The organism is Paraglaciecola sp. 25GB23A (assembly GCF_040012495.1).
GTDB lineage: Bacteria > Pseudomonadota > Gammaproteobacteria > Enterobacterales > Alteromonadaceae > Paraglaciecola.
The window spans coordinates 421785-448213 of the sequence record NZ_JBDYKM010000002.1; the positions used below are offsets into that span (position 1 = coordinate 421785).

The 26429-nt window shown below is 41.2% G+C and carries 28 protein-coding genes and 1 pseudogene; 8 read left to right on the top strand and 21 right to left on the bottom strand.

Translation table 11 applies throughout. The features are described 5' to 3' along the window. Positions 1-3 precede the first annotated feature (3 nt). The 8 genes from ABKW31_RS07180 to ABKW31_RS07215 form a co-directional block, all read right to left on the bottom strand. On the bottom strand, positions 4-282 hold the full coding sequence (locus ABKW31_RS07180) for a F0F1 ATP synthase subunit C (RefSeq protein WP_348615613.1): 279 nt from the start codon (positions 280-282) through the stop codon (positions 4-6). After that, entirely contained in the window at positions 282-1001 is a 720-nt protein-coding gene (locus ABKW31_RS07185; protein WP_348615614.1) for a F0F1 ATP synthase subunit A, read from the bottom strand. The genes ABKW31_RS07180 and ABKW31_RS07185 overlap by 1 nt, the downstream gene beginning before the upstream one ends. Then, the gene (locus ABKW31_RS07190; RefSeq protein WP_348615615.1) at positions 991-1317 is read right to left on the bottom strand and encodes an ATP synthase subunit I; all 327 of its coding nucleotides are present in this window, start codon (positions 1315-1317) and stop codon (positions 991-993) included. Before ABKW31_RS07190 ends, ABKW31_RS07185 begins: the two co-directional genes overlap by 11 nt. Next, complete coding sequence (locus tag ABKW31_RS07195; protein ID WP_348615616.1) at positions 1307-1663, bottom strand: AtpZ/AtpI family protein; 357 nt, start codon at positions 1661-1663, stop codon at positions 1307-1309. Before ABKW31_RS07195 ends, ABKW31_RS07190 begins: the two co-directional genes overlap by 11 nt. A gap of 4 nt (positions 1664-1667) precedes the next feature. Beyond that, positions 1668-2057: a F0F1 ATP synthase subunit epsilon gene (locus ABKW31_RS07200; RefSeq protein ID WP_348615617.1), complete on the bottom strand. Its 390-nt coding sequence runs from the start codon at positions 2055-2057 to the stop codon at positions 1668-1670. Continuing rightward, positions 2047-3513, bottom strand: a complete 1467-nt coding sequence (gene atpD, locus ABKW31_RS07205; protein ID WP_348615618.1) for a F0F1 ATP synthase subunit beta — start codon at positions 3511-3513, stop codon at positions 2047-2049. The genes ABKW31_RS07200 and atpD overlap by 11 nt, the downstream gene beginning before the upstream one ends. A gap of 129 nt (positions 3514-3642) precedes the next feature. Continuing rightward, on the bottom strand, positions 3643-4728 hold the full coding sequence (locus ABKW31_RS07210) for an ATP-dependent 6-phosphofructokinase (RefSeq protein WP_348615619.1): 1086 nt from the start codon (positions 4726-4728) through the stop codon (positions 3643-3645). 25 nt (positions 4729-4753) lie between these two features. Beyond that, positions 4754-5746 (bottom strand): 2-hydroxyacid dehydrogenase, encoded by a 993-nt coding sequence (locus ABKW31_RS07215; RefSeq protein ID WP_348615620.1) that lies wholly within the window; start codon positions 5744-5746, stop codon positions 4754-4756. A 238-nt stretch (positions 5747-5984) separates the two neighbouring features. Here ABKW31_RS07215 and ABKW31_RS07220 point away from each other — a divergent pair, with 238 nt between their 5' ends. Beyond that, entirely contained in the window at positions 5985-6212 is a 228-nt protein-coding gene (locus ABKW31_RS07220; protein WP_348615621.1) for a LapA family protein, read from the top strand. A gap of 42 nt (positions 6213-6254) precedes the next feature. Here the strand turns inward: ABKW31_RS07220 and corA are convergent, their stop codons facing one another. Together corA and ABKW31_RS07230 are read right to left on the bottom strand one after the other, a co-directional pair. Then, positions 6255-7322 (bottom strand): magnesium/cobalt transporter CorA, encoded by a 1068-nt coding sequence (gene corA, locus ABKW31_RS07225; protein ID WP_348615622.1) that lies wholly within the window; start codon positions 7320-7322, stop codon positions 6255-6257. 20 nt (positions 7323-7342) lie between these two features. Continuing rightward, entirely contained in the window at positions 7343-8185 is an 843-nt protein-coding gene (locus tag ABKW31_RS07230) for a M90 family metallopeptidase (RefSeq protein ID WP_348615623.1), read from the bottom strand. 328 nt (positions 8186-8513) lie between these two features. On the opposite strand from ABKW31_RS07230, the gene ABKW31_RS07235 reads away from it, so the two are divergent. Then, positions 8514-9155 carry a glutathione S-transferase family protein gene (locus ABKW31_RS07235; protein ID WP_348615624.1) on the top strand — a complete coding sequence of 214 codons (642 nt, stop codon included), beginning with the start codon at positions 8514-8516 and terminating at the stop codon, positions 9153-9155. Positions 9156-9192: 37 nt separating this feature from the next. Here the strand turns inward: ABKW31_RS07235 and ABKW31_RS07240 are convergent, their stop codons facing one another. After that, positions 9193-10587: an MATE family efflux transporter gene (locus ABKW31_RS07240; RefSeq protein WP_348615625.1), complete on the bottom strand. Its 1395-nt coding sequence runs from the start codon at positions 10585-10587 to the stop codon at positions 9193-9195. A gap of 216 nt (positions 10588-10803) precedes the next feature. Here ABKW31_RS07240 and ABKW31_RS07245 point away from each other — a divergent pair, with 216 nt between their 5' ends. Beyond that, positions 10804-11760, top strand: coding sequence for a sensor domain-containing diguanylate cyclase (locus ABKW31_RS07245; RefSeq protein ID WP_348615627.1), 957 nt, complete (start codon positions 10804-10806; stop codon positions 11758-11760). Positions 11761-11910: 150 nt separating this feature from the next. On the opposite strand, the gene ABKW31_RS07250 is transcribed toward ABKW31_RS07245, so the two are convergent. The 5 genes from ABKW31_RS07250 to ABKW31_RS07270 form a co-directional block, all read right to left on the bottom strand. Further along, complete coding sequence (locus ABKW31_RS07250) at positions 11911-12090, bottom strand: hypothetical protein (protein ID WP_348615629.1); 180 nt, start codon at positions 12088-12090, stop codon at positions 11911-11913. Between the two features lie 66 nt (positions 12091-12156). After that, positions 12157-12681: a GNAT family N-acetyltransferase gene (locus ABKW31_RS07255; protein ID WP_348615630.1), complete on the bottom strand. Its 525-nt coding sequence runs from the start codon at positions 12679-12681 to the stop codon at positions 12157-12159. Between the two features lie 147 nt (positions 12682-12828). Then, positions 12829-13188, bottom strand: coding sequence for a diacylglycerol kinase (locus ABKW31_RS07260; protein ID WP_348615631.1), 360 nt, complete (start codon positions 13186-13188; stop codon positions 12829-12831). Between the two features lie 258 nt (positions 13189-13446). Then, positions 13447-14154, bottom strand: coding sequence for an alpha/beta fold hydrolase (locus ABKW31_RS07265; protein WP_348615632.1), 708 nt, complete (start codon positions 14152-14154; stop codon positions 13447-13449). 109 nt (positions 14155-14263) lie between these two features. Then, positions 14264-15565, bottom strand: coding sequence for a site-specific integrase (locus ABKW31_RS07270; protein WP_348615633.1), 1302 nt, complete (start codon positions 15563-15565; stop codon positions 14264-14266). Between the two features lie 514 nt (positions 15566-16079). Between ABKW31_RS07270 and ABKW31_RS07275 the strand changes: the two genes are divergently transcribed. After that, positions 16080-16907, top strand: a complete 828-nt coding sequence (locus ABKW31_RS07275) for an SDR family NAD(P)-dependent oxidoreductase (RefSeq protein ID WP_348615634.1) — start codon at positions 16080-16082, stop codon at positions 16905-16907. Between the two features lie 189 nt (positions 16908-17096). On the opposite strand, the gene ABKW31_RS07280 is transcribed toward ABKW31_RS07275, so the two are convergent. Continuing rightward, a complete protein-coding gene (locus ABKW31_RS07280) occupies positions 17097-17435 on the bottom strand; it encodes a BON domain-containing protein (RefSeq protein ID WP_348615636.1) in 339 nt (112 codons plus the stop codon). Positions 17436-17700: 265 nt separating this feature from the next. Continuing rightward, entirely contained in the window at positions 17701-18291 is a 591-nt protein-coding gene (locus tag ABKW31_RS07285) for a PGPGW domain-containing protein (RefSeq protein ID WP_348615637.1), read from the bottom strand. Here ABKW31_RS07285 and ABKW31_RS07290 point away from each other — a divergent pair. After that, positions 18223-19677 carry a phospholipase D-like domain-containing protein gene (locus ABKW31_RS07290; protein ID WP_348615638.1) on the top strand — a complete coding sequence of 485 codons (1455 nt, stop codon included), beginning with the start codon at positions 18223-18225 and terminating at the stop codon, positions 19675-19677. The genes ABKW31_RS07285 and ABKW31_RS07290 overlap by 69 nt on opposite strands. 59 nt (positions 19678-19736) lie before the next feature. Next, the gene (locus tag ABKW31_RS07295) at positions 19737-20510 is read left to right on the top strand and encodes an endonuclease/exonuclease/phosphatase family protein (protein WP_348615639.1); all 774 of its coding nucleotides are present in this window, start codon (positions 19737-19739) and stop codon (positions 20508-20510) included. A gap of 299 nt (positions 20511-20809) precedes the next feature. Here ABKW31_RS07295 and ABKW31_RS07300 read toward each other — a convergent pair whose 3' ends face one another. Beyond that, the gene (locus ABKW31_RS07300) at positions 20810-21877 is read right to left on the bottom strand and encodes a hypothetical protein (protein ID WP_348615640.1); all 1068 of its coding nucleotides are present in this window, start codon (positions 21875-21877) and stop codon (positions 20810-20812) included. A 493-nt stretch (positions 21878-22370) separates the two neighbouring features. Between ABKW31_RS07300 and ABKW31_RS07305 the strand changes: the two genes are divergently transcribed. Together ABKW31_RS07305 and ABKW31_RS07310 are read left to right on the top strand one after the other, a co-directional pair. Then, positions 22371-22853, top strand: a complete 483-nt coding sequence (locus tag ABKW31_RS07305) for a DUF2165 family protein (protein WP_348615641.1) — start codon at positions 22371-22373, stop codon at positions 22851-22853. A gap of 381 nt (positions 22854-23234) precedes the next feature. Beyond that, entirely contained in the window at positions 23235-24446 is a 1212-nt protein-coding gene (locus ABKW31_RS07310; RefSeq protein WP_348615642.1) for an FAD-dependent oxidoreductase, read from the top strand. A 201-nt stretch (positions 24447-24647) separates the two neighbouring features. Here the strand turns inward: ABKW31_RS07310 and ABKW31_RS07315 are convergent, their stop codons facing one another. Both ABKW31_RS07315 and ABKW31_RS07320 read right to left on the bottom strand, forming a co-directional pair. Continuing rightward, complete coding sequence (locus tag ABKW31_RS07315; RefSeq protein ID WP_348615643.1) at positions 24648-25757, bottom strand: cystathionine gamma-lyase; 1110 nt, start codon at positions 25755-25757, stop codon at positions 24648-24650. 492 nt (positions 25758-26249) lie between these two features. Further along, positions 26250-26429, bottom strand: a pseudogene (locus tag ABKW31_RS07320) (transposase); the annotation flags it as partial.

Here is a 26429-nt window from a genome sequence, read left to right on the forward strand (position 1 = left end):
AACTTAGCCTCCACTTTGCGCGATAAAATAATTCCAAAAGGGGTTACTGAACAGCACAATCATCGACACCACAAAACAATAAATTGCGGTGGACTCTATCATCGCCAAACCCACAAATAAGGTACGGGTGATCGTAGCGGATGCATCAGGTTGTTGAGCTAATGCATTAAGTGCGCTTGCCACCGCTGAGCCCTCGGCCAAAGATGGGCCTAATACACCAATGCCGATGGTTAATCCTGCTGTTATGATTGAACAAATTGCTATTAGGGTTAGGCTGTCCATTAAGTTTCCTCGGTTTTGTCTGGTTTAGGTGTTTTGAGTGAAAGAGATGAAGGTTTGGTGACGCTACTAGCGGCTGCGATATAGACGGACGCCAGTACAAAAAATATATAAGCTTGTACCATGCCCGTTAATAGTCCGAGAATTGACATGATCACTGGAAATATAAGCGGCGAGATCACCAATAAAATGGCGATGATCATGGTGCCACTCATCATGTTACCAAACAGGCGCACCGCCAAGGCTAAGGTGCGAGATAATTCACCAATGATGTTAAAAGGCAGCATGAAAAAAGTCGGTTCAGCGTAAGCCAATAAATACAGTTTAAGACCTCTGTTTTTAATTCCGTAATAGGGCACCGATATAAATACACATAAGGCTAGGGCAATGGTGGTTGATAACGAGCCCGTAGGTGCCTCGAAATGAGGAAATATAGTCAGTAAATTAGCCATGGCAATGAACAAAAATAAACTGCCTAGAAAGCCCATATATTGTTTGGGTTTACGTAAACCTGCGGCGGTAATTTGCTGCATGATCGTGATAACCACAATTTCTAGCCCATTTTGCCAACGTGAACGATGTAAGTTTTTGTTTAATTTACGTGTAATTAAGTAAGCGCTGAGCACTAAAATAAGCATCACTGCCCAAGTGAATACAATCGTGGCATTTAATTTTAGAAAACCATATTGCCAATAAATGATTTCATCGGGACTAAGGTGCATTGTTAGGCTCTCCGTCGACCACGGAACTGTTATCTTTTTTGGCTAAATACCTAGTAATTAATAATCGGCCAAGTATAAAGCCAATTAAACAAACAATGAGTCGCCACATATTGTTATTCGACATCCAATAAAAAACCAGTAAGGCACTACTCATTCGTAGCAATACGCCCCCCAGAAACCAAAAGGCTGGATTGTTTGATTGCAAACCTTTTTGCACGGTAAACCATAAGCTATAAAAAAAAGCACAACCCAATATCACTCCTGCGAGTAAGGCTAAAAACAAAGCGAATATATCCGTATTAATACTAGTCATCATGTTTGTCACTGTTCCTATTATCGTTTTGCATAGCCGCGTACTCTTTACTAACCCAAGTCCAAGCGGTAAAACAGCCAATAGCTAAGCCGGCTAATAATAATGCTAGGGTCCAAGAACGCTCATGAGCGTAGTGATTGTCTATCCAAATACCCAAGCCCACACCCAATAGGGTAGGGACGGCAATAGACCAACCAATAACACCCATCATGCCAAGCCCAAACCATACTCCTGAATCTTTTTGTTGTTTGGCACTCAGTTTTAAAGCCATCTTTGCCCCCACTTGTTTAATGAGTTGCTGTTGTTTGTGAATCGGTACGTTTTTGCCACGAGACTTATTTTCACTCATCAGCTCACCTTTTCGCCAAGGCGGAAAACTGCTTTAAAAAACCGCTTTCTAATTTTGCCAAAACACTGCGTAATTCTTGTTGTGCTTGATCTAAATTTAAAAATTCAAGCTCTACGGTTTTTTTTAATTCATCTAGTGTGTTGCCTTTAATCGCCCTGCGAACGGAAATCATTACCTGTTTACCCGTTTTAACAAATATTCCTTCATCAATAGCGATATAGTGACTGTCTTGATTGCCCGTTTGATAAGTTAAAATTCCTGGCACTAGGGGCGTGATGCAATCGAGTCGATTAGGAAGAATCCCAAAGCTGCCTTTGGGAGTGTCTATGACCAAGCTGCTCACATCAGTAAGTTCGGCAAAAACCTGATGAGGCAACAAAATCTTAACTTGCATGACTTGTCACGTCTGGCAAGGATGATGACTTAGTTTCTGCTGATTTAGTGACTTCATCTATTTCCCCAATCATGTATAAGGCGCTTTCTGGATAACTATCAAATTCACCGGCTAAGATGCGCTCACAACCCGACAAGGTTTGCTCTAAACTAACAAATTTACCGTCCATATTAGTGAACTGTTCGGTGGTAAAAAACGGTTGGGTGAAAAAGCGTTCTAGGCGACGCGCTCGGGTAACCACATCACGATCGCGGCTAGACAATTGCTCTAAACCTAACATTGCAATGATGTCTTTTAATTCGTCGTATTGAGCCAGAATTTGTCTCACTTGTTGGGCTACCCCATAGTGACGTTCACCTATGACATTAGGGGTTGCCAGTTTAGAACTGGATTGCAAAGGATCAATGGATGGGTAAAGCCCTTCACTCGCGCGTTTGCGTGACAATACCAAGGTAGCTGAAAGATGAGAAAAGGTATGCACTGCTGCAGGATCAGTAAAGTCATCGGCCGGCACATATACCGCCTGTATTGAGGTTATAGCGCCATTGGGTGTATTAGCAATTCGTTCCTCTAAGGCAGATAACTCTGTTCCCAAGGTAGGTTGGTAACCCATACGCGACGGCATTTGCCCCATTAGGCCGGATACTTCTGAACCTGCTTGGATAAAACGAAAAATATTGTCGATCAGCAACAATACATCTTTATGTTCATCATCTCGGAAATATTCAGCCATGGTTAATGCCGCATGACCAACCCGAAAACGACTGCCTGGCGGTTCATTCATTTGGCCAAAAAGCATGACCATATTATCCAATACGCCGGCCTCTTTCATTTCTCGATAGAGCTCTTCACCTTCACGGCAGCGTTCGCCAATACCACAAAAAATACTTACCCCTTGCTGATGGCTGACCATATTGTGGATCATTTCAGTTAGTAGCACTGTCTTACCCACGCCAGCACCACCAAATAAACCTGCTTTACCACCGCGTTCTAAGGGGCATAGGGCATCGACAATTTTTATGCCTGTTTCAAATATTTCACGTTGGGTCGATATATTAATCAAGGGAGGGGGCGAATGGTGTACGCTTCGCCACGGTATATCTGTGGCAAAATCTTTACCATCAATGGCTTGGCCAAAAACGTTAAACATACGTGATAATGTCGCCTTACCGACAGGTACCCTCAGCGGCTGCCCCATATCCTCAGCAGGCATACCTCGCGCTAAACCTTGGGTAGGTGTTAAGGCAATAGTACGTACTTTTTTACTGGATAATTGCGACACTACCTCAAGGGTAATAGTACGGTTTTGCGCATATATTACATTGTGAATCGCTGGAATGGATACATCAAAAGTCACGTCCACTATACTGCCGCGCACAGCAGTAACCACGCCCATGTTCACACTCGTCTCAGTATAAGCTTGTTCAACTGCAATAGGCATCATTGTACTCGACATTAAACTGTCATTTGGCTTGCGTGAGTAAAAATCTAGTGTGGGCTAGTCCCTTAAAAAAACTTTGACCTTGATCAAATTTGTACTGATTGATTTTACTATGCGCCTTTTCTGACGCCTGCTAGCTTTATTTCAAGGGATGTACTGATTCACTAACCCTAAATCATCGCGACCAAAACTTACGCCGAGCGACCTCGCAGTCATCATGGTGTGATCGGCTAAGGATACGGTTCTGGTTTGATTTGCGACCTGTTCCAGAGGTACGCTACTTAGTCGGTTATTTTGCTGGACTACCACGTGAGCAAATTGCCTTTGCGCGACTAAGTCTGCAGCGTAACGTCCAACATCAGTGGCAAAGATACGATCACTCGCAGTCGGCGTGCCACCCCGTTGAATATGGCCTAAGGAAGTAGCACGGATCTCTGCCTGCAGATGCTGCTCTAGCTGTTGTTTTAAACTTTCTCCAATGCCACCTAAACGCACAGGATCTGGGCTATTTGCGACCGTTTGTTGGACACTCAGTTGACCACCACGTGGTTTGGCGCCCTCGGCAACAACAATAATAGAATACTGCTGATCACTAGCACGTAATTTACACGCTCGCACAACTTCATCAATATCGTAGGGAAATTCAGGCAGTAAAATCACATCCGCGCCACCGGCTACTCCAGCGTGCAAGGCTATCCAACCAGCATAGCGCCCCATGGTCTCAAGGATCATTACACGTTTATGTGAGTGACCTGTGGTGCGGAGCCGATCAAGGGCGTCGGTAACAATAGAGACGGCGGTATCAAAACCAAAAGTACGTTCAGTACACATAAGATCGTTATCAATAGTTTTTGGCACACCTACGATATTCATGCCCAGCTTTGATAACTCATATGCAATTGACATCGAACCATCACCACCAATAACTACCACTGCATCTAACGCTAATTCGTGGTAATAATCGACTACAGCTGCAGCACAATCTTGACCTTGATAATTAAAAGGACTGGCTTTATTACTGGTACCCAAAATGGTACCGCCTTGGGATAAAATGCCACTACAATCGGCATAACTAAGTGGCCGTACGCGACGCTCAATTAAGCCGGCAAAGCCATCTTCAATGCCAATAATTTCAGCCTGATGATTAAGCATTAAAGACTTAGCCACTGCCCGAATTGCGGCGTTTAAACCTTGGCAATCGCCGCCACCTGTTAGAATACCGACCCGCATTGTTTGATCCTTTACTGGCAGTTAATTAAAGAGAGACTTGGTTTTGAATAAGTCCAGAGTTGGCAAATTCAGTAATATTACTTAAGGTCACGCCCGCAATTTTCTGCATGGCTTCTTCTGTGAAAAAGGCCTGATGACTTGTCACAATAACGTTAGGAAAGGTTAACAAACGCGAAAGTTGGTCATCCTGGATTACACTAGAAGAAAAATCTTCGAAAAATATAGCTTCTTCTTCTTCATAGACATCTAATCCAAGCAAGCCAACTTTTCCACGTTTTAGAGCCTGAATAACCGCTTTAGTATCAATTAACTTACCGCGACTAGTGTTAATAATGGTCACACCATCTTGCATAAGATTGAGTGAGTCTTGGTTTATAAGATGATGGGTCGCTTCGTTTAAGGGGCAATGCAAAGAGATAATATTGGCTTGCGCAAATAGGCTGTCTAGACTGACATATTCAACTCCTTTTTCCTGACACTCTTCGTCTACGCAAATGTCATAGGCAATGATCTTGCAACCAAAACCTAACATAATGTTGATAAAGGTTTGGCCAATTTTACCTGTTCCTACAACACCTATTGTTTTGCCATGTAAATCAAAGCCCATCAAATTATGCAGGGAAAAATCCCCTTCGCGTACTCGGTTAAACGCACGATGAATTTTACGGTTTAAACACAATAATAAACCTACAGCATGCTCTGCCACAGCATATGGTGAGTAGGTAGGTACTCTGACTACTGGCAAGTCTAGACTTTTTGCCGCAACTAAATCTACATGATTAAAACCGGCCGAGCGTAAGGCAATTAGTTTCACTCCCTTATTTTTTAAGGTCGTCAATACTTCAGCATTTAAACTGTCATTAATAAAGGCACATACCACTTCTTCATCTTGAATTAAATGTGCGGTTTCACTGTTTAAATGTGAAGGGATATAGTGAAGCTCATGACCATGCTCCTTGTTAATAGAGTCAAAATATTTTTGATCGTAAGTTTTGGTATTAAAAAATGCAATTTTCACGCTGGCTTCCCTCTGGTGGATTACATGGACTGGACTGAATAATCTTATACTAATTAAATTACGAAAACTTGACTTGGAACAAGTCTTTTATAATCACCGGCTACTTCTGAAGGTTGGATAGGACTATAGTAGTAAACGACAAAAGAATGCCAAGGTGTTTAAATTTGAGCGTTTGCTAAAATACAGGGGTAAATCTAGGTATAAAACTTATACTCTGTGATTAATTAAGGAGGTACTTGTGCATAAATTACATCAATACTTAGTGATCGCTTTGTCGATTCTAGCTGCTATTTTTATTTTACAAAATATGCAAACTGTTGCGGTCGATATCTTATTTTGGCAAATCAATATGCCTCGCGCTTTGCTGATTGCCTTTGTTTTAGTCATTGGCATATTGATTGGTTTACTGGTCCGTTTTGGTAGAAATAAGCATAAAAATAAAGCGTTTGGATCCGACTCAGAATAAAACATCAAATAGCGAGATTGGCTTGTTATCTCGCCATTCTCGCTAAATCCATTTACGTTTTTTAAAAAACACTAACATGCCGCCAATCATACTTAAGATCACTAGCCACACACCTATATAACCATAAGGTGAAGCCAGTTCCGGCATGTTTAAGGGGCCTGCACTTTGACTGAAATTCATGCCGTAAATACCCACCACAAATGTGGGTGGGATAAACAAGGTGGCGATAATGGTTAGTACGCGCATGACTTCATTGAGTTTCAAGCTCACAACACTCATATAGAGCTCCATCAAGCCATTAGTCATTTCATGATAGGTTTCAATAAGTTCTAAAATGGAAATACTGTGGTCGTAGCAATCCCTTAGAAAAAGCTTGGTTTCAGACTCGATCAAATCAGAGGTATCGTCACGTACCAAGGAATTAATCAACTCGCGCTGTGGCCAAATTTGCCGTCTGAGCAGCAAAACCTCACGGCGTAGGCGATGTATCTTTTGTAAAATAAGTTTGTCGTGATTTTCCAGTAGTAAGTCTTCAGTGGCATCAATGCGATCAGCATAACGTTCAAGTACAGGAAAACCCCAATCGATGACAGTATCAATCAAACTGTAAAATAAATAATCGGCCTTACGTTTACGGATGCGGGCAGTTGCTAAATTTAAGCGACTCTTAACCCCTGCAAAAGGATTAAACTGGCCATTACAAAATGATATCACCGTGTTTTCCATCAAAAATAAACTAATCTGTTGCAAGCTGACACTGTCTTCAATTAGCAGGGGCAGGGTGAGTATGACAAAAATTTGGTCTTCTTGAATTTCAATTTTCGGCCTTTGCCCCATATTGGCGACATCTTCAATAAACAGTTCGTGAATACCGAAATCGTGGGCCAATTGCGTCAAGGTGATTTTGTCAGGATCGCCTTGAACATGGATCCAAGTCATATTGTTATTATTGAGGTAATCGGCAAATTGATCGGTAGTGAAATCATGTTTTTCAATCAGCTGATTTTCATTGTAATCAAATAGCGAGATAGCCAACTCGCCTGTTGGCATTTCGTTGATGACGCCAGGTTGGGTGCCAGGTTGGTTATATTGTTTACGAAATAGCTTCATGATTTTCCTAGGCGCTTGTATTAACTAAGCCAATTTAGTGGGTCAAGCATATAACACTGTTTGAATTGTTCATATAAAGCAGGATGTAATCTGTGCAACTGCTGAGGTTTTTCAAAAAAGGTTTCGGTTACCACTGCAAAAAATTCTGCTGGCGAGGTCGCTCCATAGCTATCAATGATATCTTCTATGCCATCAGCAAATTTTTGTTGTTGCACAGTAAACTCAGCGCTCAATACTTCTGACCATTGTTTATATTGTTCAAGGGTTGGTAATAAGGGGAGGCCATCCATTGCGGCGTTTTCTTCATCTAACTTGTGAGCAAATTCATGCATAACCACGTTATGACCATCTCGACTATCACGTGCGCCTTGTATTACATGATCCCAGGCAAGAATAACCGGTCCCCTGCGCCAAGATTCACCCGCTCTAGCACTGGTACTGGTGATATGTAACATACCTTCGGTGCGCGTACTATTTGCCACGTAGGTCTCAGGGTAAACCAATATAGTACGAAAACCAGGATAGTAGTCACCTGGGCGATTGATAATAAGTAAACAAGCTTGAGCAGCAATTAATATTTTAACCCTGTCATCAACCGCAAAACCATTGCGCCCAACAATATCTTTTTCATCTAAGAAAACCTGCATATGGCTTGTTAGGCTAAGTTGTAAGTTTTGTGGTAGCTTGTTGTACAAAGCAAACTCTTTACTCAGCAACGTTTGCCATTCGACTGGAATACCTTGAGATCTCAGTTTTTCACGTCTTACACCACGGGCAACTTTGCTTCGTGCCTCGAAGTAGTACCATAGAAACATACCGATAAGTGGCAGGCTCAATAAACAGTAAATCATGGTTTGACGCATAGGTATTTGATAGCAGTATTAAATATATTGTTAGCTTAACAAGGTAACATAAGTTGGCTTTAATAAAGTAATTAGCTTCGTAGGCCTTTATCCATATTATGAAGTTAATATTGTTTACTGTTCGCTGCACATGCGCTGAGCGCTATGTGGCAACAATTACTGCTGCATTTAAAACAGAAATGCTTTGCGTCTTTTGTGCGTGCTATCAATCTCAGGGCAAAAGGCAAAGAAAATAATTTTATGGTTTGCAATAATTAAGTCGATGCCGAGCATCTATGGTATTCGTTAGAGTTTATGCGTGCTTATAAGCACTAAAATAGGAATAGATATGAAAATGAAACTTTGGCACTGTCATGGCGCACGCTCTTTGCGACCTCTGTGGGCATTGGAAGAAATGCAACTTCCTTATGAGGTGGAGATGCTGCCATTTCCACCTCGTTTTTACCAAAAGGAATTTTTAGCGATAAATCCGCTTGGGACTGTGCCTTTTTTTAAAGATGACAAAACCACGATGACGGAATCAAGTGGTATCTGCCATTATCTGGTTGATAAATATCATCAGCATGATTTTGGCCTAAAGCCAGAACATGCTGAATACGGTGACTATCTTAATTGGCTTTATCATAGTGATGCTACGCTGACCTTCCCGCAAACTATTGTCCTGCGCTATAGCCGTTTAGAGCAGGAAGACAGGCGTTTGCCTCAGGCTGTAGAGGATTATGCAGCTTGGTTTATTGCTCGTTTACGCCGCCTAGATGCACACATTGAGTCACGTGATTTTTTATGTGATGGCCGCTTTACTATTGCCGATATCGCAGTTGGTTATGCCTTACATTTGGGACAATCTTTGGGACTCGATAATCGATACACCCCACAAGTAAAAGACTACCTCACCAGGCTACAAGCTCGTCCAGCTTTCAAAAAAGCCTCAGCCATAGGCGCTGACCAGAGCGTATTCAAGGAGAACTAATTAAGTTTTCATCAACACATAATGAAAGCAGATTGACTCAGGCACTGCGTAATCGGGCTATTTCTCGTTTTGTATAGAAATAAGCAACCACCGCGCTAATCATCACGACAATAACAATAGTGTAGAACATCGATACCATTGGATAGTCCCATAAAATTATGAGCACGTAATTGATGGCTGTCGGGATAACGAGTTGTCTAGCTATACCAAGGTACATGGGAAACATGGGTTTTTGCATGGCTTGTAAAACCGCCACACTTTGGAATAGTACTACATAAGCGTAGAAGGCTAGGGTGTCAATTCTAAGATACGTCACGCCAGTATGCTTGATGCTTTGGCTGTCGGTGAACAGGCCCACCATAAGCGGCGATAAAAAGTACATGATGGGTATACAAACCACAGCCATAGCCAGTCCTATCAACAAGCTTTTTTGATAGGCTTCGGCCACTCGAGCGCTTTTACCGGCGCCCATATTCTGACCTGCTATCGCCATCACTGCGCTGTTTAAGCCTAGTGCAGGCAGTAAAAACACTTGTTCTAGTCTCAAGCCGATGGTGTAGCCCGCCACATGGTTGCTGCCAAATTGACCAATGAGGGCAACAGTAATGAAACCGCCCAATACAATGGTAAGCATGTTAAAACTAGCTGGCAGGACTTGCTTGAGTAGGACTTGCCAGCGAGACCAATCAAAGGCGGGTTTGATGTTTATGTTTAAGCGCTTAGCAAGTACCCGTAATAAATATGCCGCTGTCCCGAGCTTAATAACCACGGTAGCCAAAGCAATACCGCTTACTCCAAGCCCAAAGCCAAAGGTAAAAAGCGGGTTGAGCGCAAAGTTTGCAACAAAACCGATTGCCAGCGCGTTGCGGTTAGATTTTGTATCACCTAAGGCAATCAATGCGCCCGCCGCACCAAAGGAGAGGGTGAAGCCGATAGAACCGGCTAAAGTGACCCACAGATACTCCAATGCTAAGGGGGCAATATGGGCTTCTGCGCCTAATAAAACGACCAATGGACGCGCGGCGACTATGCCGAGCAAAATCGAAATAATACTGAATCCAATCGCCATGCCACTCACATTGTTGAGCCAGCCTTTGATCTCGTGGGTTTCACCGCGTCCAGCACCTGGCGCTATCATGGCTGAGGTACCAGCTTGTAATCCGATACCGATGCAAAGCAACAAAAAAAATACGCTAGACGCTATAGACAAGCCTGCGAGCGCATCGCTGCCGAGATAGCCCGCAAACCAGATGTCAGTTAAGTTGTACAAGGTGTTGAAGATCATGCCGATGGAGGCAGGGATCGACAATCGGATCATATGTCCCACAATAGAGCCACTGGTCAAGACAGGATTAGTCTGTTGAGGTTTCAAACTGTCAGCTTGATAAAGGCGGTTTTTAAGCACAACACACTCGCCGATGGCTCTGAACACAGCTTAGTCATTTTAATATGTTGCTCTAAAATTTTGCTGCACTCTTGTAACCTTATATTGCTTAATCCGCAAATGCTAAACACTTAATCTGTGCAATACAATACGCACAATTATCACTGGTTACATAAATCTGCGTTTCTAGCTCTACTTTGTGGTTCTGAGGCGATTGGACTACTATATGAATTGAAAAATAATATTCGTTAGCTTTATGGTTTTATGAAAAATTTGGATTTCTTCGGCTCTGCGTTTAATATTCTCCCAGAGCATATTTGCGTTATCAATCAAGTTGGCGATATTCAATTTGTGAATCAGTCATGGATTGATTTTGAAATCAATAATTCTTCTTCATCTCCTACCGATTGGCTAAACATCAATTATTTTAATGTGTGTCAAAATTCAATAAGTCATTCTGATGATGAAATTTCACATCTTCTATCAGCTATAAAATCCGTTGCTAATGGCGAGCTGATAAATTACACATTTGAATACCCTTGTCATAGTCCAGACACTCAACGCTGGTTCTTACTTAATTGTTTTCCGTTTAAATATAAACAGAATACTTACACCTTATTGCAACATGTAAATATTACTCAGAAAAAAAAAGCAGAGATAGATTGTAATCTTGATGAATTAACCGGTGTTGGTAACCGCCGAGCATTTAATGAGTTTTTTGAAAATGAGTGGCTTCGATGTGCCCGTTCTGGATTGCCTATAAGTGTAATAATGCTCGATATTGATGACTTCAAAACATTCAATGACACCTACGGTCATGTCGAAGGAGACGCCTGTTTGAAAGTTATCAGTAATGAATTACAGAAACTGGTAAATAGACCAACTGATATGTTTTGTCGATTTGGTGGTGAAGAGTTCATCTATATTTTAGGTAATACCACATCAAAACAAGCAGTAGATATTTGTCATAAAGTGCATCAAGTCTTAAAGGACCTGCACATCAAGCATGAAGCGCTAAAAAAGAGTTCATATGTAACTGTAAGTATTGGCTTAGCGTGCACCTACCCGCAGAGTCTAACTAATAGAAATAATGTAATCGAGTTAGCCGACAAGTATCTTTATAATGCCAAGACTCAGGGGAAAAACACAACAAGATACCACGTGTGTCAAAGTGACACGTGCTCGCCAGAAACCTGCCGGTATTTATTCGATAAAATATAACAACTTCAAAACCACTTTTTTAAAAATAGAATAGCCACTAAAAGTAGATTTAAAATGGCCATAAATGGCTATCTTTTAAAATTCACTGCCATGGGCTAAACCCAATTTAAAATCATCCCATGGGGCTCTTAATTCCCAGCCAGCTAATTCTTAGGTATCAAACAACATCTTTATTTTTGCTTCTTTGAAGCCTAGCAGTGCTGCATCAATCATCGGAGTGATAACCATATAATCAGCATGGCTTAGGGTGCCAACCGCTTTTAGCGACACAAAAAAGTCACTATCAAAGCGCTTTATGCCAATGCTCAAACCATGCTTTTTATATTTCATACTGATGCTCTCCACTTTTTAATTTTCATTACCAAATAGGGCAGTGTCTAAGCTGAATAATTACCTTTAAATTTTTAGTATGTACTTACGCAATCTCGCATCGTCAGGCACTTGTTCACTACTCATGCCTAAATCATTAGCTAAGTGATGCATACCAGTGTTACTCACTAGGTCGATTGAATAGAGCGCTGTAATGCCATTATTTTTGGCATACTCAATCAAAGGCTGCATTAATAACTTTGCAATGCCATGATGTTGCCATTCATCAGCCACAGTGACAGCCATTTCACTTTCGTTGGTGTCAGGATCGGTGGCATAGCGGCTCACGCCAATTTGCTGTTCTTTATCCTCATGTTGAATAGTGGCGACAAAAGCCATGGCAGTCTTTCCGTCGAAATCACATAAACGTTTTAACATGGTCGGGGATAATTCATTAATGCCCTCTAAAAAGCGGTTATGTTTGCTTTCAAAGGACAAGTGTTGCACAAAACTCGATTCTATCTCTTTATCTTCAGAGGTCATTGGACGTATCGTAATTTCAACATCACCAATTTTGTGATGTATCTGGGCTACAGTGTTAATACTTAACATGGTCATTCCTTGTTCAACAATCTAATAGGTATTGGATGAGCTGGGGTATTGAACACTACGCTTAGTTTAAAAGGTGTTGTTGAGCTGGATCAATAAACTGCAGAAAAACCATAAAGTGAAGAAGCTACTAAATAGTCTGTTCAGGCTTTAACGAAAACAAATAAGACCCCAAATCATAAGGGCCAGCACAATACTGATTGATACAGCAGCAGAGCCTAAATCTTTTGCCAATCCTGACAAAGGATGCATTTCTAAACTAATGCGATCAACGATGGCTTCTATTGCGGTATTAACTATCTCGCACAACATTACAAATAAGATTGCGCCAATCAGGATGAACTGTTGGCTTAAAGTGACATTCAACATAAGAGAGATAGGAATCGCCAGCAGTAAAGCGGCGCATTCCTGTCGAAATGCAGATTCATTTTTAAATAGCCAAGTGAGCGCTCTGGCCGAATTTTTAGCGGCTAAGACAATGCGTTTAAATGTGCACTCAGAATACTGCATTCATATTTAACTAAACATTAGTTTTATTTTTGCCTATGCCGACATCAAAGCGCAAATGACAGATTGTGTCAGTATTAACTCAATTCTGACTGAATAAAAACTTAAAGTCTGTTGATGATTACACTTAAAAGTTAAGGCTTGCTAGTTTGTGACTATTGAAAATAGTTTTGTTAATTAGGCGCTCTCAAATTTACTTAGAGCGCTTATTTGTAATTCGAATAAACTGATGTTGGAGTAGGTAAAATGCCAATAAATATCTTATTTAATTAGTTCATATTGCTTGCCTGCAGTGTCACTTTGTAAACCAAAATGACCTAAAGCATAGTTGTAAGTGGCGTTCTCATTCCAAATACTACTGCTATGTATTCCGCCTACAGTGCAGGTACCTGTTGAGCAAACTATCTGATCAATATAGCTTTTTATTGAATAGACTTTGCTAGCAAGGGGCTCGCCATAAAGACTATCCAGAAACGGACTTTGCACCGACAAACCGGCAGAACCACAAGTTGAACTCCAAACATTAAAGGGGTAAACACCGCAGCTCCACAATCCTCTGAACGCACCAGCAATGCCGACAAAGGTATCAACATAGCTCGCAACGGCCAACTTGCTAATTTGTTGTGCGGCAAGCGTGGCTCCCATGGAATGTCCGATCACGTCAATTCGACCCGTACAGGAATTTGCTAGGGCATCTAAAATAGCTTGGCGCACCGGAGCTTCTTCGCTGCCACTATGATTGTTGCAAGAGGCACATGTTTTCGAACCCCAGTTAGGCCGGTATATGTCTGAGTTTGAATATCCTTCACTGATAAGTTTGTTGTAGGTATTATCCCAACTCGCTGGTGTTGCTGTATTACCGTGAACTAACACCACTGCATCGACACAGGCAAAGGCGGTTCTCGACAATAATAAGCCTGATACGAAGACTAGTTTAGAAAACTTGCTCAATAGTTGGTTAATTTTCATTGTTGTTTATCTTTTAAGTGATGGAAATGAACACAATAAAGAATTTACAAATTTTTAACATAGTACTTTTGTACAGGGAACACGTTTAGTTGCTGCTCAAGTCAACAACTTAAAGTTTTCTAGACACTCCTTTCTTGATCCGGTCTCTGTGCGCTGGCGCAACATACACTTCTACTGTGGTCTTTACGCTGGCGTGACCCAGTTCAACGGCCAACATAGTTTCATTAATTTCGGCTAAAGCTTGGGTGGCGCCGGTATGGCGCAACCAATGGGATGAGGCACCTGATATCGCGTGGGCTTGCTGAGTTTTACCTAAGGCCTTGAGTGATTTAATCACTAAATCAAAGGCTTCTTCCACCATATTATTCAAACTGTCTTGATGTAATGCGTGGCCAGTTTTATTTGATGGCATGATGGGCATATTTTCATCGATATGGGGCAGGGGGCTTAGCCCTAGTGATTCTCTGTAACGTACTAATACTCCGTCGATAAAAGCATCAGGCACCGTCACTAAACGCTGCTTTTTGCCTTTACCAATGACGTTTAATACCCAGCCTTCACCACTGGCGTCTTGTCTAAAATGACCAAATATAGGAATACAATAATCTCGGTTAGACAGCTCTGAAATACGCAAAAATAGTACTTTTAAGGATAAAACCAAAAAACGGTGTTTTTCGAACAGCGGATTTTCATCAGCTGCCGTCGTTAATGTATCAACAAATAACTGCCAAGTTTCATCATCTAGGGTATGTGGTGGTTGATAGATTTTACCTTTAACTAAATATTTGCAGCTTTTTTTAACCAAACTCACTGGATTGCGACTGATCAGTTCAGTTTCCCATAATTCTTTAAAAAACACGTTTAACGAGGCATAAGAGTTTTGCAAGGAGGTTTGGTTTAAGCTGTAAGCCTGTTTAGGTTTAGCCAGTTTAGCGCGCTCTGGGGAAATAAACTCATTGGTTTTGCGATTGGCTTTAGCACCACGTAATACAAATGGTCGCCAAGCTTCATTCACTAATCTGACATCTGAATCGCCTTTAGCTTTATAACGGCTAGCGATGGTGTTATCAGCAATTAAGGCCTTGGGCGGTGACCATAACCAATCAATATAATCTCGCACATCCTCAACATTAGATTTGAGGACTGACTTATGTTTATCTGTCCAGCAAAACAACATGTACCGTTCAGCTTCATTTCTAAAACGGGTTTGGGTGCCTTTGGCATTACCAATGACATTGATTAAATAGCTCAATAATATATCCAAATCACGATAAGCAGGTACACCTTGGTTTTCCATTGTTGTTAAATAACTATCGAGTGATGGATAGATATATTTAAACTCTGGCTGTTTCAGTAACTCACGTTGTAGAGTGATTAACTTAAATGAATCGGTAATAGGATGATATTGCATAAGCCTGCAGAAACTCAGAGAGACAAGGTTAAGGTAATAGTTAGGATAATAGGTGTGTAGTATTATATTGTCAATTCGTAATAACAGTTATTATTACGAATATACATATATTGTATTTATAGTGCTTGTGCTCTCCGAATCTTATCCTGTTTTACCCGTTTCTTTCTTAGCTGCGTTCTATGAAACACGCTTTAGCTTGAAATCTGTGACATTTACTCTTCTATAGTTTGTTTAAATCAAATATAAGGCTCTTATATTAATCACACTTTGCCTGATTTACTCAGTGCCTTTAAGTAAACTCTCATTTTATCCTATAAATTACGTTAAGCATTTCTGTTGATTTTGGTTTTAGAAACCTATTTTGAGTTTAATTTTTGCATCCATTTGTTTGGCCTCATACCTTTATTTTATGACTAGTTCGTACGTGTCATTGATAGATTGAATTTTGATTTTGAGGTAATGTAAAATTTGGCTCTTTACTAAATTAATTTAACAAGCTCCAAAGGAGTCTGCTATGACGGCACGATTTACAGGAAAGACAATTGTTATCACGGGTGCCTCTGCTGGTGTCGGCGCTGCCTGTGCAAGAGCTTTTGCTGCGCAAAAGGCTAATCTAGTATTGGTGGCTAGAGGTCAGCAAGGGTTGGACTTAATCAAAGATGAACTAGCGGCGCAGACCAAAGTGCTAACTGTGGCAATGGATGTAGCAGATACCGAGCAATGTTTAGCTCTGTTTGCTAAAGCTGAGGCGGAATTTGGCAATGTAGATGTATTGGTAAATAATGCTGGGATGCACAAGCGAGGTAACCTTGAGACGGTTTCTCCAGCTGACGTAGGTGCCATGGTTGATATCAATCTTCGCGCCCCCCTAATGCTGTCTTGCGCAGCTATTCCATACTTGCGCCGTGCTAGCGGTGGTGCAATTGTTATGGTTGGTTCACTTGCAGGCATGGCTCCTTTGCAAGGCGCGGCTACCTATTCAGGCACTAAAGCTGGGTTGCGCGCATTTGCCTATGCCCTAGCCGACGAAATGCGTGGTACTGGCATATATGTTGGCGTGGTATCTCCTGGGCCAATTGATACTGGTTTTATTATGGATGAGATTGATAAGGTTGAAGACATCGTCTTTTCTCAACCAATGAGCAGTGCCAGCGAAGTAGCCGATGCAGTGTTAAGCATAGCTGCAGGAAATAAATTAGAAATTGCCATGCCAGCTGCCAGTGGCAGGATGGTTAACCTCGGTTATCTTTTTCCTTGGCTACGTCGCTATCTTCGTCCAAAGTTATACGCTATGGGACGCAAGAATAAAGACAAGTACCGTCATCGACAGATTAATGAATAATAAATGCTCGATACCAAAAAAGGTTAATAACTACGTACTATATTAAACCGCTAAGTGCGGGTTTTATGTATATTCGGCCAAGACACAATGAAAAGATAAAATTGTCCCGTATCAATAAATTTGTGTTCATCACTACCTCCAAAAAAAGCGCTCGATAGAAGGTATCTATCAATTTTTGGTGTTAAATAATCACTGCTTGATAGTCAATTCACTATGAACAGCGAGAGTCCCCTCTGCTTGTTTGGCGAGCGTTATCGCAGAATCAATTTGGTCCTGGCTGTCAAGTAAGCCAATTAAGCGCACATCACCATTACTTGTGATAACTTCGATTTCGAATGTGTTAAGAATTGGATCGTTCATTAGTGCCATCTTTACATTAAGCGAGACATCAAGATCCAAAACATTGGCTGCAGTTGTGGTGCTGGGCTGGATGGTACTGCCAACTTCGGGAGGTTTGTTACAAGCTGACAATAGTAAAAGAGCGACACCTAAGGTGCCCCATGCTAATTTTGGAAAACTTTTATTCATAGAAATGACCTCAATATTGCCTAGGCAAGCCGCCATTTGTGGAAAGCTTTTTACCTCAACAAGGTCTTTTTAGCATACATTTTTACCGCCTATGGTTCTGTGCGGTAACGCACTTAAGCGATTCTGCTAGTGGAGTAAATAAGCAGGTATAATCCAGACAATAATGAGCTTTTTTAACACCTTCAGCGTTGCAAAAGACGAGACTCGGTCAATTCAATCGAGGGAGCTGGCGATATTATGATTATTGCAAGAATTAGTTGTCGCTTCAGTCAAAAATAAAGACTTCTTTGTTGGCTTTTATTCGGATCCAGTTTAGTGAAGACCGGATTGACTTGCGCGCGAGAAGGTTCTGTTCGATCTTATGTTTTCCGGGAAACGGTAACATGCTCAGACCTATTAACATGGTGAGCAAACCTTGGCCAGGTAAAACTAACATCGCAATACCACAGACCAATAAAAATATGCCAATAATGATTTTTACGATCTTTACTAAGTAACTCCCTCCCCTGTTCAACCACCTGGAAGAAACGTTTTTAGTGTCCTCATCTGTAGCGTTTTTTATGCATCGCCTGTTTATAGATAGAAAATATTCTTTATCCATCTGTGTAATGATGTAACTTATCGCAATGAAATAAATAATAGATGCGCTTGTTGTTAACAGTATGATTAAGAAAATAAAGTTGGCGCCAAAAGTTTCAGTTAGATAATTTTCTATTTGATGATAATAATCTGTTAGCACTTTTGTGTTCCGTAAATGATTTAACTGTGTTTTTTCTGGTTGGGTTTTATGCAAATATTTGAAGCAATGGTTAATTGGATTTACATCCATTGGGTAACCATCATAGTAATTGTGCATATTAGCTTATCTGCTGTGACATCGTTACATGTACTATTGTTCAAAGAAAACGAACGTACCTCATTAGCTTGGATAGGCTTAGTTATACTCTCGCCCGTTATTGGTAGCCTCTTTTATTGGTTGTTTGGTATAAATCGCATCAAGCGTTTAGCGCAAAAAGAGCATCCTCAAACACTCAAGCAAGATTTTCGCCAGCAAGAAAATACCATTAAATTTCATCATCTTCCCAAAAATTGGCATTGCGCAATCATTGCTGGATATACCATTCACCCGGTTAATTTTGTTGCTAGCAATCGAGTCGACCCTTTGATTAATGGCGATACCGCCTACCCCGCTATGCTCCAATCAATTAATAACGCTGAGCGTTACATCGTTTTATCCAGTTATATATTTGATTACGATTCACTTGGTCACCAATTTGTTGATGCTCTGGCCAAAGCCCATCAACGTGGTGTCATTGTAAATGTATTATTAGACGGAATAGGCATTGGCTACAGCTGGCACAAATCAGATCGGGTACTAAAAAAACTGGGAATAAAGACAGCCCGTTTTTTGCCCGCAATTTCTTTTACCAGTATTCGTTTTATTAATCTAAGAAACCACAGAAAAATACTCTGCGTAGATGGTGACGTAGCTTACATCGGCGGTATGAACTTGAGTCAGAACAATGTGGTTAGCACCGCAGTTCACCCGATTGATGATATTCATTTTAAGGTAACAGGACCCGTAATTGACCAGATCAGTCAGGTATTTATCGAGGATTGGTTTTTTGCCACAGGTGAGTTAATTCAATTTCCCTGTTTTGTGCCCAAACCAGCACAGCAAACTAAAGAACAATCTGTTGTTGCCCGAGTCATTCAGGATGGTCCAGATGAAGATCATAATAAAATACGCTGGACTTTAATTAATGCATTAAGCTGCGCGCAAACCAGCGTAAAAATCATGACACCCTATTTTATCCCCGACCAAGTATTAATGAACTCTCTTCACGCTGCTGCATTACGCGGCGTTGCAATCGAAATTATTGTGCCCCAGCACAGTAACATTGCGTTTGTTGACTGGGTGATGGAAGCCAATTTTTCTAGAATAATGCAACACGGTATCCAGATTTACAAAAATAGTCGGCCGTTTGACCACAGTAAGATCGTCATTATTGATGATCTTTGGTCATTTATAGGCTCCACTAACTGGGACGCCAGAAGTCTGGAATTTAATTTTGAAATCAACCTAGAATGTTTTGATAAGGATCTTAATGCAAAACTAAGTGTATTTTTTGCCTTAAAAAAACACAATGCTATCCCCGTTATTGAGGCCCAGATCAATGGTTTGCCTAATTACAAAAAAATCCGCAACAACTTGTTTCGTTTGTTCTCGCCCTATTTGTAATGCAGGTATTACAATTAGGGATATAAATATAAGCTGTTTAATTTAAGGTCATTATTTTCATGTTTAAAAGTCGCTTTAGCCCAATTGAGTCATTAAAAACCATGGGCAGTGCATCAAAACAGTTGATGGGACCAGACATCGAAGTATTACTGTGGAATGTATTCAAATGCAAAAAAAAGGGTTGGCAAGAAGATTTTAAAACACTCACCCGTGACAAAGATTTAATCCTCCTGCAGGAGGCTATTTTAAACACTCCTTTCGATAGTCATTTTAACAAATCATTGCAGCACCAATGGATGATGGCACGTAGCTTTAAAAACCTAAAAACGAATATTGAAACAGGTGTAAAGACCGGTTCAACTGTTGCTGCAGAAAAACACTATTTTTCAGTATCAAAATACAGTGAGCCCATTTCTAACACTAAAAAAATGTTGCTAGCAACTGTCTATCCATTATTTGCCCCTGAACAGTCTTTGTTGGTGGTAAATTCTCACCTTATTAATTTTGTATCTTTTGCAAAATTCAAATCCCACTTAGATCAAGTTTTTCAAACCTTGGAAGAGCATGATGGACCGATAGTATTGGCGGGTGATTTTAATACTTGGAATGGCAGAAGGTTAAAATATTTTAATCAACTTGCCACGATGTTTGCTTTACAAGAAGTTGAAATGTTGCGTAAGCCAAAACTAAGCCATTTATTCCGGCATCTTGATCATATTTATTGTCGCGGACTGGAGGTGGTCGATGCACACGTACATACCCATATTCACTCTTCAGATCATTACCCCATCAGCTTGTCTTTACGCACAGTAAGTAAAGCTATAAAAGTATAATCACGGTGATTTAAGTTCAAATCAATAGCTCTTCATTCTTAGCGGTAAGTAGCAAATTAGGGCTTTTGTTGTTTGGTAATGAGCACTTTGATACAAAGTAAATTAAAAGTTATTGTCGATATAGTTGCTAAATACTGGCCGTGTTTTCCCCCCACAAGGTTATCAAACTCTATTGGCTTGAAGCCAGTTTAGCAACTGACTTCTAGGTTAAAAGGCGAAAGCGTCTATGCGGTGATAAACACTCTTTTTTTCTGCCAAGTAATCTGAGCAAATTAAAATTGTTCAGTCAGCACAGTGTGCTAGGCAAACTTGCGTCGCAACCAAAATACTAAGCCACCTAAAGCCAACAAACCATTTGGCGCTGGCACACTACTGGTGTTTACTGGCAGTGTGTCGTAAGTAAATCCGAAAGACGAGTTAACCCGCGCATCGGGCAGTAGGTTACCGTTTTCATCGAACACACTCGCGTAGATCCGGATCGTGTTTGACAAATCGTTCTCCATAAACATCGACCAAGCGCCAGTATCAGGGTTATTCATCTCAAACGACATGATGTCGCTGAAATCGAAATAGAATAGTTGAGGCGTTGTAGATGGGTACAATATATCTAAGAAGGTGAGAGTAAGATCTACGTCTTTTGTATCTTCCTGAATATCGATAGGCTGCAGGCCCGGTAAGTTATTGAAGCTCGCTGAGTCACTTGTGAGCGAGTCATTGGTAAGCAAACCTGACAAACTAAGGCTGTGATCGAACCTAGCGGCAGGATCACCGTTTTGCGGATAAAGACCACCATAACCATCTGAGAAGTTCCTCAAAGTGCGAAACTGTCCTGTCACCTCTGCCTGAAAGCGAAAAATTTTGCCATTAGGGTTGTCGGTAGATACCAAGTCTTCAAATTGTATTAAAGTACTCGCTGAAGCATTAAAAGCGGTAACGTAATCAAAATTAACTCCATCGTCACTGTAATTACTGTTAGCACGCACAGAAGACTTTGATTTGACAACACCGCCATTATTGACGTCGATATCAAATTCAGCGTAGGTTTCGTCTGTTCCTTTAACCTCAATGGCGGGCTCAAGGCGAGTATGAGCTTGCAACAAAGAGTTTGTTTGAGTAACTGAATCGACGACTATGGGGTCTGTGTTGCTTATGCATGCTCCAAAGATGTCGAAGGCTGTACACTTGGGAAGATAGGTGTAGCCGTAAGTGAATTTCTGAGTAACCGTTATTGGCGTTGCTGCTACTAATGGCACAAAAGAACTGCTTATCAGCATAGCAGCAAGGATACTACACCGGCTTACTAGGACTGTTTTCTTCTGTGTCGGGGCTAAATCAACAACATCGAGGTAGATGCTTTTTGTGGTCATAATCATCGCTATTATTCCTTTTTTTATTAACGAATAAAGTTAAGGTTTTACCATAGACGCTGGGACCCAATTTTAGCCAAGATGCACACACGTCCTTCTGCACAACCTTTGCACTGCGACTAAAACCAGCTCGTACTTTCGATAACATATTTTGGGAGTCTATGAAGTAATGAAGCAGGTCGTCATAATACAGCAGTTAATTTATTCACGATGTGCCGAAATCCCCCAATCACTCGCAATGAAAATCAAGCATTAAAAATGCCAAATTTGATGCTCTTGTTTTTATGAAACTTTTTTAATTTGCAATGGAAAAACGTAAAATTCTCTGACACTTTTAGCTCCAAAAGTGTAAATTATTCTCTAAAACTGATAGCAAATAATCTATTTGCTTTGATCCTTCACTGGTTAAAAAACATGGTCCGGCACTACTGATTTTGAGACATTCTGCTAGATTATATAGGCAACTTAGTTTGTCTGTTACTGGAGAAATACAATGCTTAAGCAATCTAAATCAATAATGATTTTCACCGTCGCACTTTGGGGCTTTGTAGGAGCCTTTCACAATATGATTGATTGGAGCGGAACAATCGGCGCTGTGGGGGCGGCTACTTCCATGGCTACCATACCCGGAGGCTCAGAAAGTTGGCAGGCTACTTCCAATCTACTGGTCATTTGGTTGGGCGCGCTGTTTATTGTTGGGTGTAAGTTATTAACTGGGACACTATGTGCCATTGGAGCTGTAAGAATGTGGCGAGCACAGCGAACAGAAGTAACAACATATAATTCAGGTAAAGAGTTGGCTCTGACTGGTTGTGCAATTGCAATAATTATGTTGTTTGGTGGATTTATTGTGATTGGTGAAAGTTGGTTTGAACTTTGGCGCTCGGAATCAATGCTCGGACCGGTACTTCAATCAGCTTTTCGATATGCTGGCATGATTTCCCTTATAGCAATATTTGTGGCAAGCAATGATTAAACTCGAGTTTGCGCGGCTAAGTCTTGATACGCAGCGTAAGTGTAATAATTGAATAGCGAGCAACAGAGTAATACCGTGTGTCATATATACTGATGCTATGGACCTAGCGAATAAACGCGCGGAATGTCAGTACCTATCTGTGTGTTTACAAAAATAAAACTCAGGTTTTAAATATTAAATAGCAATAGTTGACTGAGTTAATCGAGCAACATGTGTAATAGGCAATTTAAACTCCCTTTTCGACACTTCTGGGTACAAAAAATAAATACTTGAGACAAGATGAATATCAGCAAATTTGACTATAAGCTAGCACTCCTCCCGAAGATTTTATTCGTTCGTTGAGCAAACAACTTTTACCTACTTTTGTCAAAGGATCAGAATATGGACTTAAAGAGCGGTTACCCGTTTTGGGCAATAAAAAATGGCCTGATGTGCGTATTCCCCCAACTTAAGGCAAATATTTGCTGTGATGTAGTGGTAATCGGTGGGGGTATTACAGGTGCCTTAATCGCTGACGAGCTAGGCACTAATGGTTTTGATGTAGTGGTGGTTGAGCAACGAGATATAGGCTGGGGTAGCTCCGCAGCAAGCACAGCTTTACTGCAGTACGAGATAGATACGCACTTGGTTGATCTGACTAAGCTGTATGGTGAATCACAGGCGGTATTAGCTTACAGGGCTTGCGCGGATGCGATAATAAATTTACGTGACATCGCCAATGAGTTGGGTGATGTGGATTTCAGCATGCAAGAAAGTCTTTACTATGCCAGTAAGCGCTCCCATAAGCTCGCAATGCGAGAAGAATATGAACTGCGCATCAAGCATGGTTTTGATGCGCAGTGGCTAGACTCGACCAATTTGAAGCAACGCTTTGGAATCAATGCATCCTGCGCAATTTTAACTAAACTTGCTGCGCGAATCGACCCTTACAACATGGCTTCCAAATTGTTACTCCGGCTGGCAGAACGCGGCGGGAGAGTTTTCGATCGAACTGTTATCGGTGCTATTGAACCTTCCTCTGACGGAGTAATTCTTCGCACTCCAGAAGGTTTGCAGATTCAAGCCAAGTTTGTGGTAATGGCAGCGGGATTCGCTTCGCAAACATGGCTTAAACAAACCGTAGCGACTAATCGCAGTAGTTATGCTTTTATTACTGATCCGATCGACCAGTCTGACCTCGGCGTGTTGGCCTCAACAATGGTATGGGAATCTGCCAGACCATACTTATATATGCGCTCCACAGGCGATGGCAGATTATTAGTCGGTGGTGATGACGACGATATCGATATTCCAGCACGGCGTGATAAGCGAGTAGAGAGTAAGGCAAAAGGATTGTGCAAAAAAGTTAAAACGCTTTTCCCTAAGCTGTCGATCCCACCAGCGTTTAGTTGGGGCGGCACCTTTGCTGAAACTATAGACGGCCTACCATTTTTTGGTGAAAACACCCAATATGGACCAAGGGTACAGTTTGCCATGGCTTTTGGTGGTAACGGTATTACTTACAGCATGATCGGTGCGGGTTTGTTGCGCGCTAATATTGAAGGTCGGCAACATCCACTATCGAAATTATTTGGTTTCACGCGAATAGCTTAATTTATGTTTTCGACACTAATAGTTACGATCATAAGGTCTTGACCTCCTGGGAGCAACGATTAAGACCTGAAACGTGCAAATTTCAATTAATTTAAGAAGCAGAGCTCAGCGGATTCAAATCATAATTGCATCATGATTTTTTGACATAACGACCACTTTTAGTGCTGAGCATAATCGTTCAATAAACATTAACATTTTGCTTTAAGTGGCTAAGGCGGTTTCAAATGCATCCAGTAAATCAACAATACGCTCACAACCTACACTTAATCTGACTAAGCCCTCTGGCACATTGTCTGTCCCCCATCGTGCTCGACGTTCGGCTATGGTATGCACTCCGCCAAAACTAGTTGCCTCGAAAACTAATGATGCCGCTTGTAAAAATCGATCTGCCGCTTGTATAGAACCGAGATCGAAACTGATAATAAATCCGAAATGATCCATTTGTTCTTTTGCTATAGCGTATGAAGCATCACTGGGTAAGCCTGGGTAACGCACTGATTTTACCGCAGGATGATTAGCCAGCATCTCAGCCACTTTTTGGGCATTGCTGACCATACGTTCAAGGCGTACATCTAAAGTCGCCAAACCACGATGCACTAACCAAGTTTCCATTGGGCCAGGAATATTACCCGCTAGTTTACGCCATAAGCGAACCCGTTCAATTAGCATTGAAGTGGCTGCAGATACATGGCCAAATACCACATCGCTATGTCCATTTAGTGCTTTGGTATCTGCTGACATGGATAAATCTGCGCCCAATTCAAGTGGACGTTGGCCTAATACCGTTAGTGTAGTGTTATCAATAGCAATTAAACCTCCCGCAGAGTGAACCTTAGCAGAAAGAGCTTTGATATCCACCACATCAAGCAAGGGATTACTCGGTGATTCGACCAATACCAAACGCACGTTAGTATAATCAAATGCAAGCAAATCTTTGGTGCGTACTAGTTTTAGGTTTATTCCGTTGGGCTCTAAAAATTCATGAGCGTAAGCGCGGATTGCAAAATAACCATCGCTGGGTAATACAATGGTTTCACCAGCTACCACTAGACTACTCATAATCGCAGCCGCAGCGGCCATGCCTGATGGAAAAATCACAGTTTCACCACCTTCAAGTTCGCTTAAACCTTGTTCAAGTGCCTGCCAAGTAGGATTAGAAAATCGACCATACTGATGTTCTGCACTGTCTGCTGGGCCAGATAGATGATAGGTGCTGGCGAATGCAGGTCCGTTGTTAAACGGTTTGCCCTGCTCTGCTTTGGGCAAACCCGCATGAATGACTTGGGTGCCTCGGTGTCGCTTTATGCTCATAATAGACAACAATGAAAATAATAATTGCCCTCATATTAGGTATTTAAATGACACTTGTAAACCAAAGGAATAAAGCCAAATTAACGGTGAATTTTAGCCCGTTTTGGCTATTGCTCAAAGTAACTGCAATTAATTTCTGATCGCAAATCAATTAGCACGAAAGTTTATTGAAAGCAGTCCAAATACTAAATATCTTTACCGTCAACCTATCAATTACTTGCTCCAAGTCCCCTTCTAAGTGCTGGCGACTGTTAATATGACAGCCATCATTATTATCATGACAGCCAAAATAAAAACACATCATCTGTTTACTCCAAGATTTTCCCAAAAATAAAAAGAATTGGCCGGAATGCCCAGTTTGCGTTTTAGAAAAGGCTGATTTGAATTGAGAAATCGCAGGTTAGGCTAGATTTCGGGCTTTTGGGTAAATGTCGGACAGCCTTGTTGAACAACTGGGTGTTGTTACGTATTTTTTATAGGAGGTTATTCAGCTTAGGCGCGTTTTAATAAAGCTTTAGCCTGACTCATGCCTCGTATGCGTTTATGGTGAGTATTATTTTTGTATTGTTGCAGCATCTGCTCGCTACCCACTGCCCTGCTGAAGTGTTGCTCAAACTCTGTGGTTAAGGTTAACCATTGCTCATCGTTAATCCCTAAGCGTTGCAGTATCGG

Bases quoted from the DNA above. Each gene is read 5' to 3' on its own strand.
- ABKW31_RS07245 (WP_348615627.1), top strand. From the start codon at position 10,804: ATGAAAAATTTGGATTTCTTCGGCTCTGCGTTTAATATTCTCCCAGAG.
- ABKW31_RS07300 (WP_348615640.1), bottom strand. From the start codon at position 21,877: ATGACCACAAAAAGCATCTACCTCGATGTTGTTGATTTAGCCCCGACA.
- ABKW31_RS07180 (WP_348615613.1), bottom strand. From the start codon at position 282: ATGGACAGCCTAACCCTAATAGCAATTTGTTCAATCATAACAGCAGGA.
- ABKW31_RS07250 (WP_348615629.1), bottom strand. From the start codon at position 12,090: ATGAAATATAAAAAGCATGGTTTGAGCATTGGCATAAAGCGCTTTGAT.
- ABKW31_RS07315 (WP_348615643.1), bottom strand. From the start codon at position 25,757: ATGAGCATAAAGCGACACCGAGGCACCCAAGTCATTCATGCGGGTTTG.
- ABKW31_RS07285 (WP_348615637.1), bottom strand. From the start codon at position 18,291: ATGCACAATTACTATGATGGTTACCCAATGGATGTAAATCCAATTAAC.
- ABKW31_RS07265 (WP_348615632.1), bottom strand. From the start codon at position 14,154: ATGAAAATTAACCAACTATTGAGCAAGTTTTCTAAACTAGTCTTCGTA.
- ABKW31_RS07280 (WP_348615636.1), bottom strand. From the start codon at position 17,435: ATGAATAAAAGTTTTCCAAAATTAGCATGGGGCACCTTAGGTGTCGCT.
- ABKW31_RS07295 (WP_348615639.1), top strand. From the start codon at position 19,737: ATGTTTAAAAGTCGCTTTAGCCCAATTGAGTCATTAAAAACCATGGGC.
- ABKW31_RS07210 (WP_348615619.1), bottom strand. From the start codon at position 4,728: ATGCGGGTCGGTATTCTAACAGGTGGCGGCGATTGCCAAGGTTTAAAC.
- ABKW31_RS07190 (WP_348615615.1), bottom strand. From the start codon at position 1,317: ATGATGACTAGTATTAATACGGATATATTCGCTTTGTTTTTAGCCTTA.
- ABKW31_RS07290 (WP_348615638.1), top strand. From the start codon at position 18,223: ATGCAAATATTTGAAGCAATGGTTAATTGGATTTACATCCATTGGGTA.
- ABKW31_RS07200 (WP_348615617.1), bottom strand. From the start codon at position 2,057: ATGCAAGTTAAGATTTTGTTGCCTCATCAGGTTTTTGCCGAACTTACT.
- ABKW31_RS07260 (WP_348615631.1), bottom strand. From the start codon at position 13,188: ATGCAGTATTCTGAGTGCACATTTAAACGCATTGTCTTAGCCGCTAAA.
- ABKW31_RS07235 (WP_348615624.1), top strand. From the start codon at position 8,514: ATGAAAATGAAACTTTGGCACTGTCATGGCGCACGCTCTTTGCGACCT.
- ABKW31_RS07255 (WP_348615630.1), bottom strand. From the start codon at position 12,681: ATGTTAAGTATTAACACTGTAGCCCAGATACATCACAAAATTGGTGAT.
- ABKW31_RS07305 (WP_348615641.1), top strand. From the start codon at position 22,371: ATGCTTAAGCAATCTAAATCAATAATGATTTTCACCGTCGCACTTTGG.
- atpD (WP_348615618.1), bottom strand. From the start codon at position 3,513: ATGTCGAGTACAATGATGCCTATTGCAGTTGAACAAGCTTATACTGAG.
- ABKW31_RS07270 (WP_348615633.1), bottom strand. From the start codon at position 15,565: ATGCAATATCATCCTATTACCGATTCATTTAAGTTAATCACTCTACAA.
- ABKW31_RS07310 (WP_348615642.1), top strand. From the start codon at position 23,235: ATGGACTTAAAGAGCGGTTACCCGTTTTGGGCAATAAAAAATGGCCTG.
- ABKW31_RS07195 (WP_348615616.1), bottom strand. From the start codon at position 1,663: ATGAGTGAAAATAAGTCTCGTGGCAAAAACGTACCGATTCACAAACAA.
- ABKW31_RS07230 (WP_348615623.1), bottom strand. From the start codon at position 8,185: ATGCGTCAAACCATGATTTACTGTTTATTGAGCCTGCCACTTATCGGT.
- ABKW31_RS07185 (WP_348615614.1), bottom strand. From the start codon at position 1,001: ATGCACCTTAGTCCCGATGAAATCATTTATTGGCAATATGGTTTTCTA.
- ABKW31_RS07275 (WP_348615634.1), top strand. From the start codon at position 16,080: ATGACGGCACGATTTACAGGAAAGACAATTGTTATCACGGGTGCCTCT.
- corA (WP_348615622.1), bottom strand. From the start codon at position 7,322: ATGAAGCTATTTCGTAAACAATATAACCAACCTGGCACCCAACCTGGC.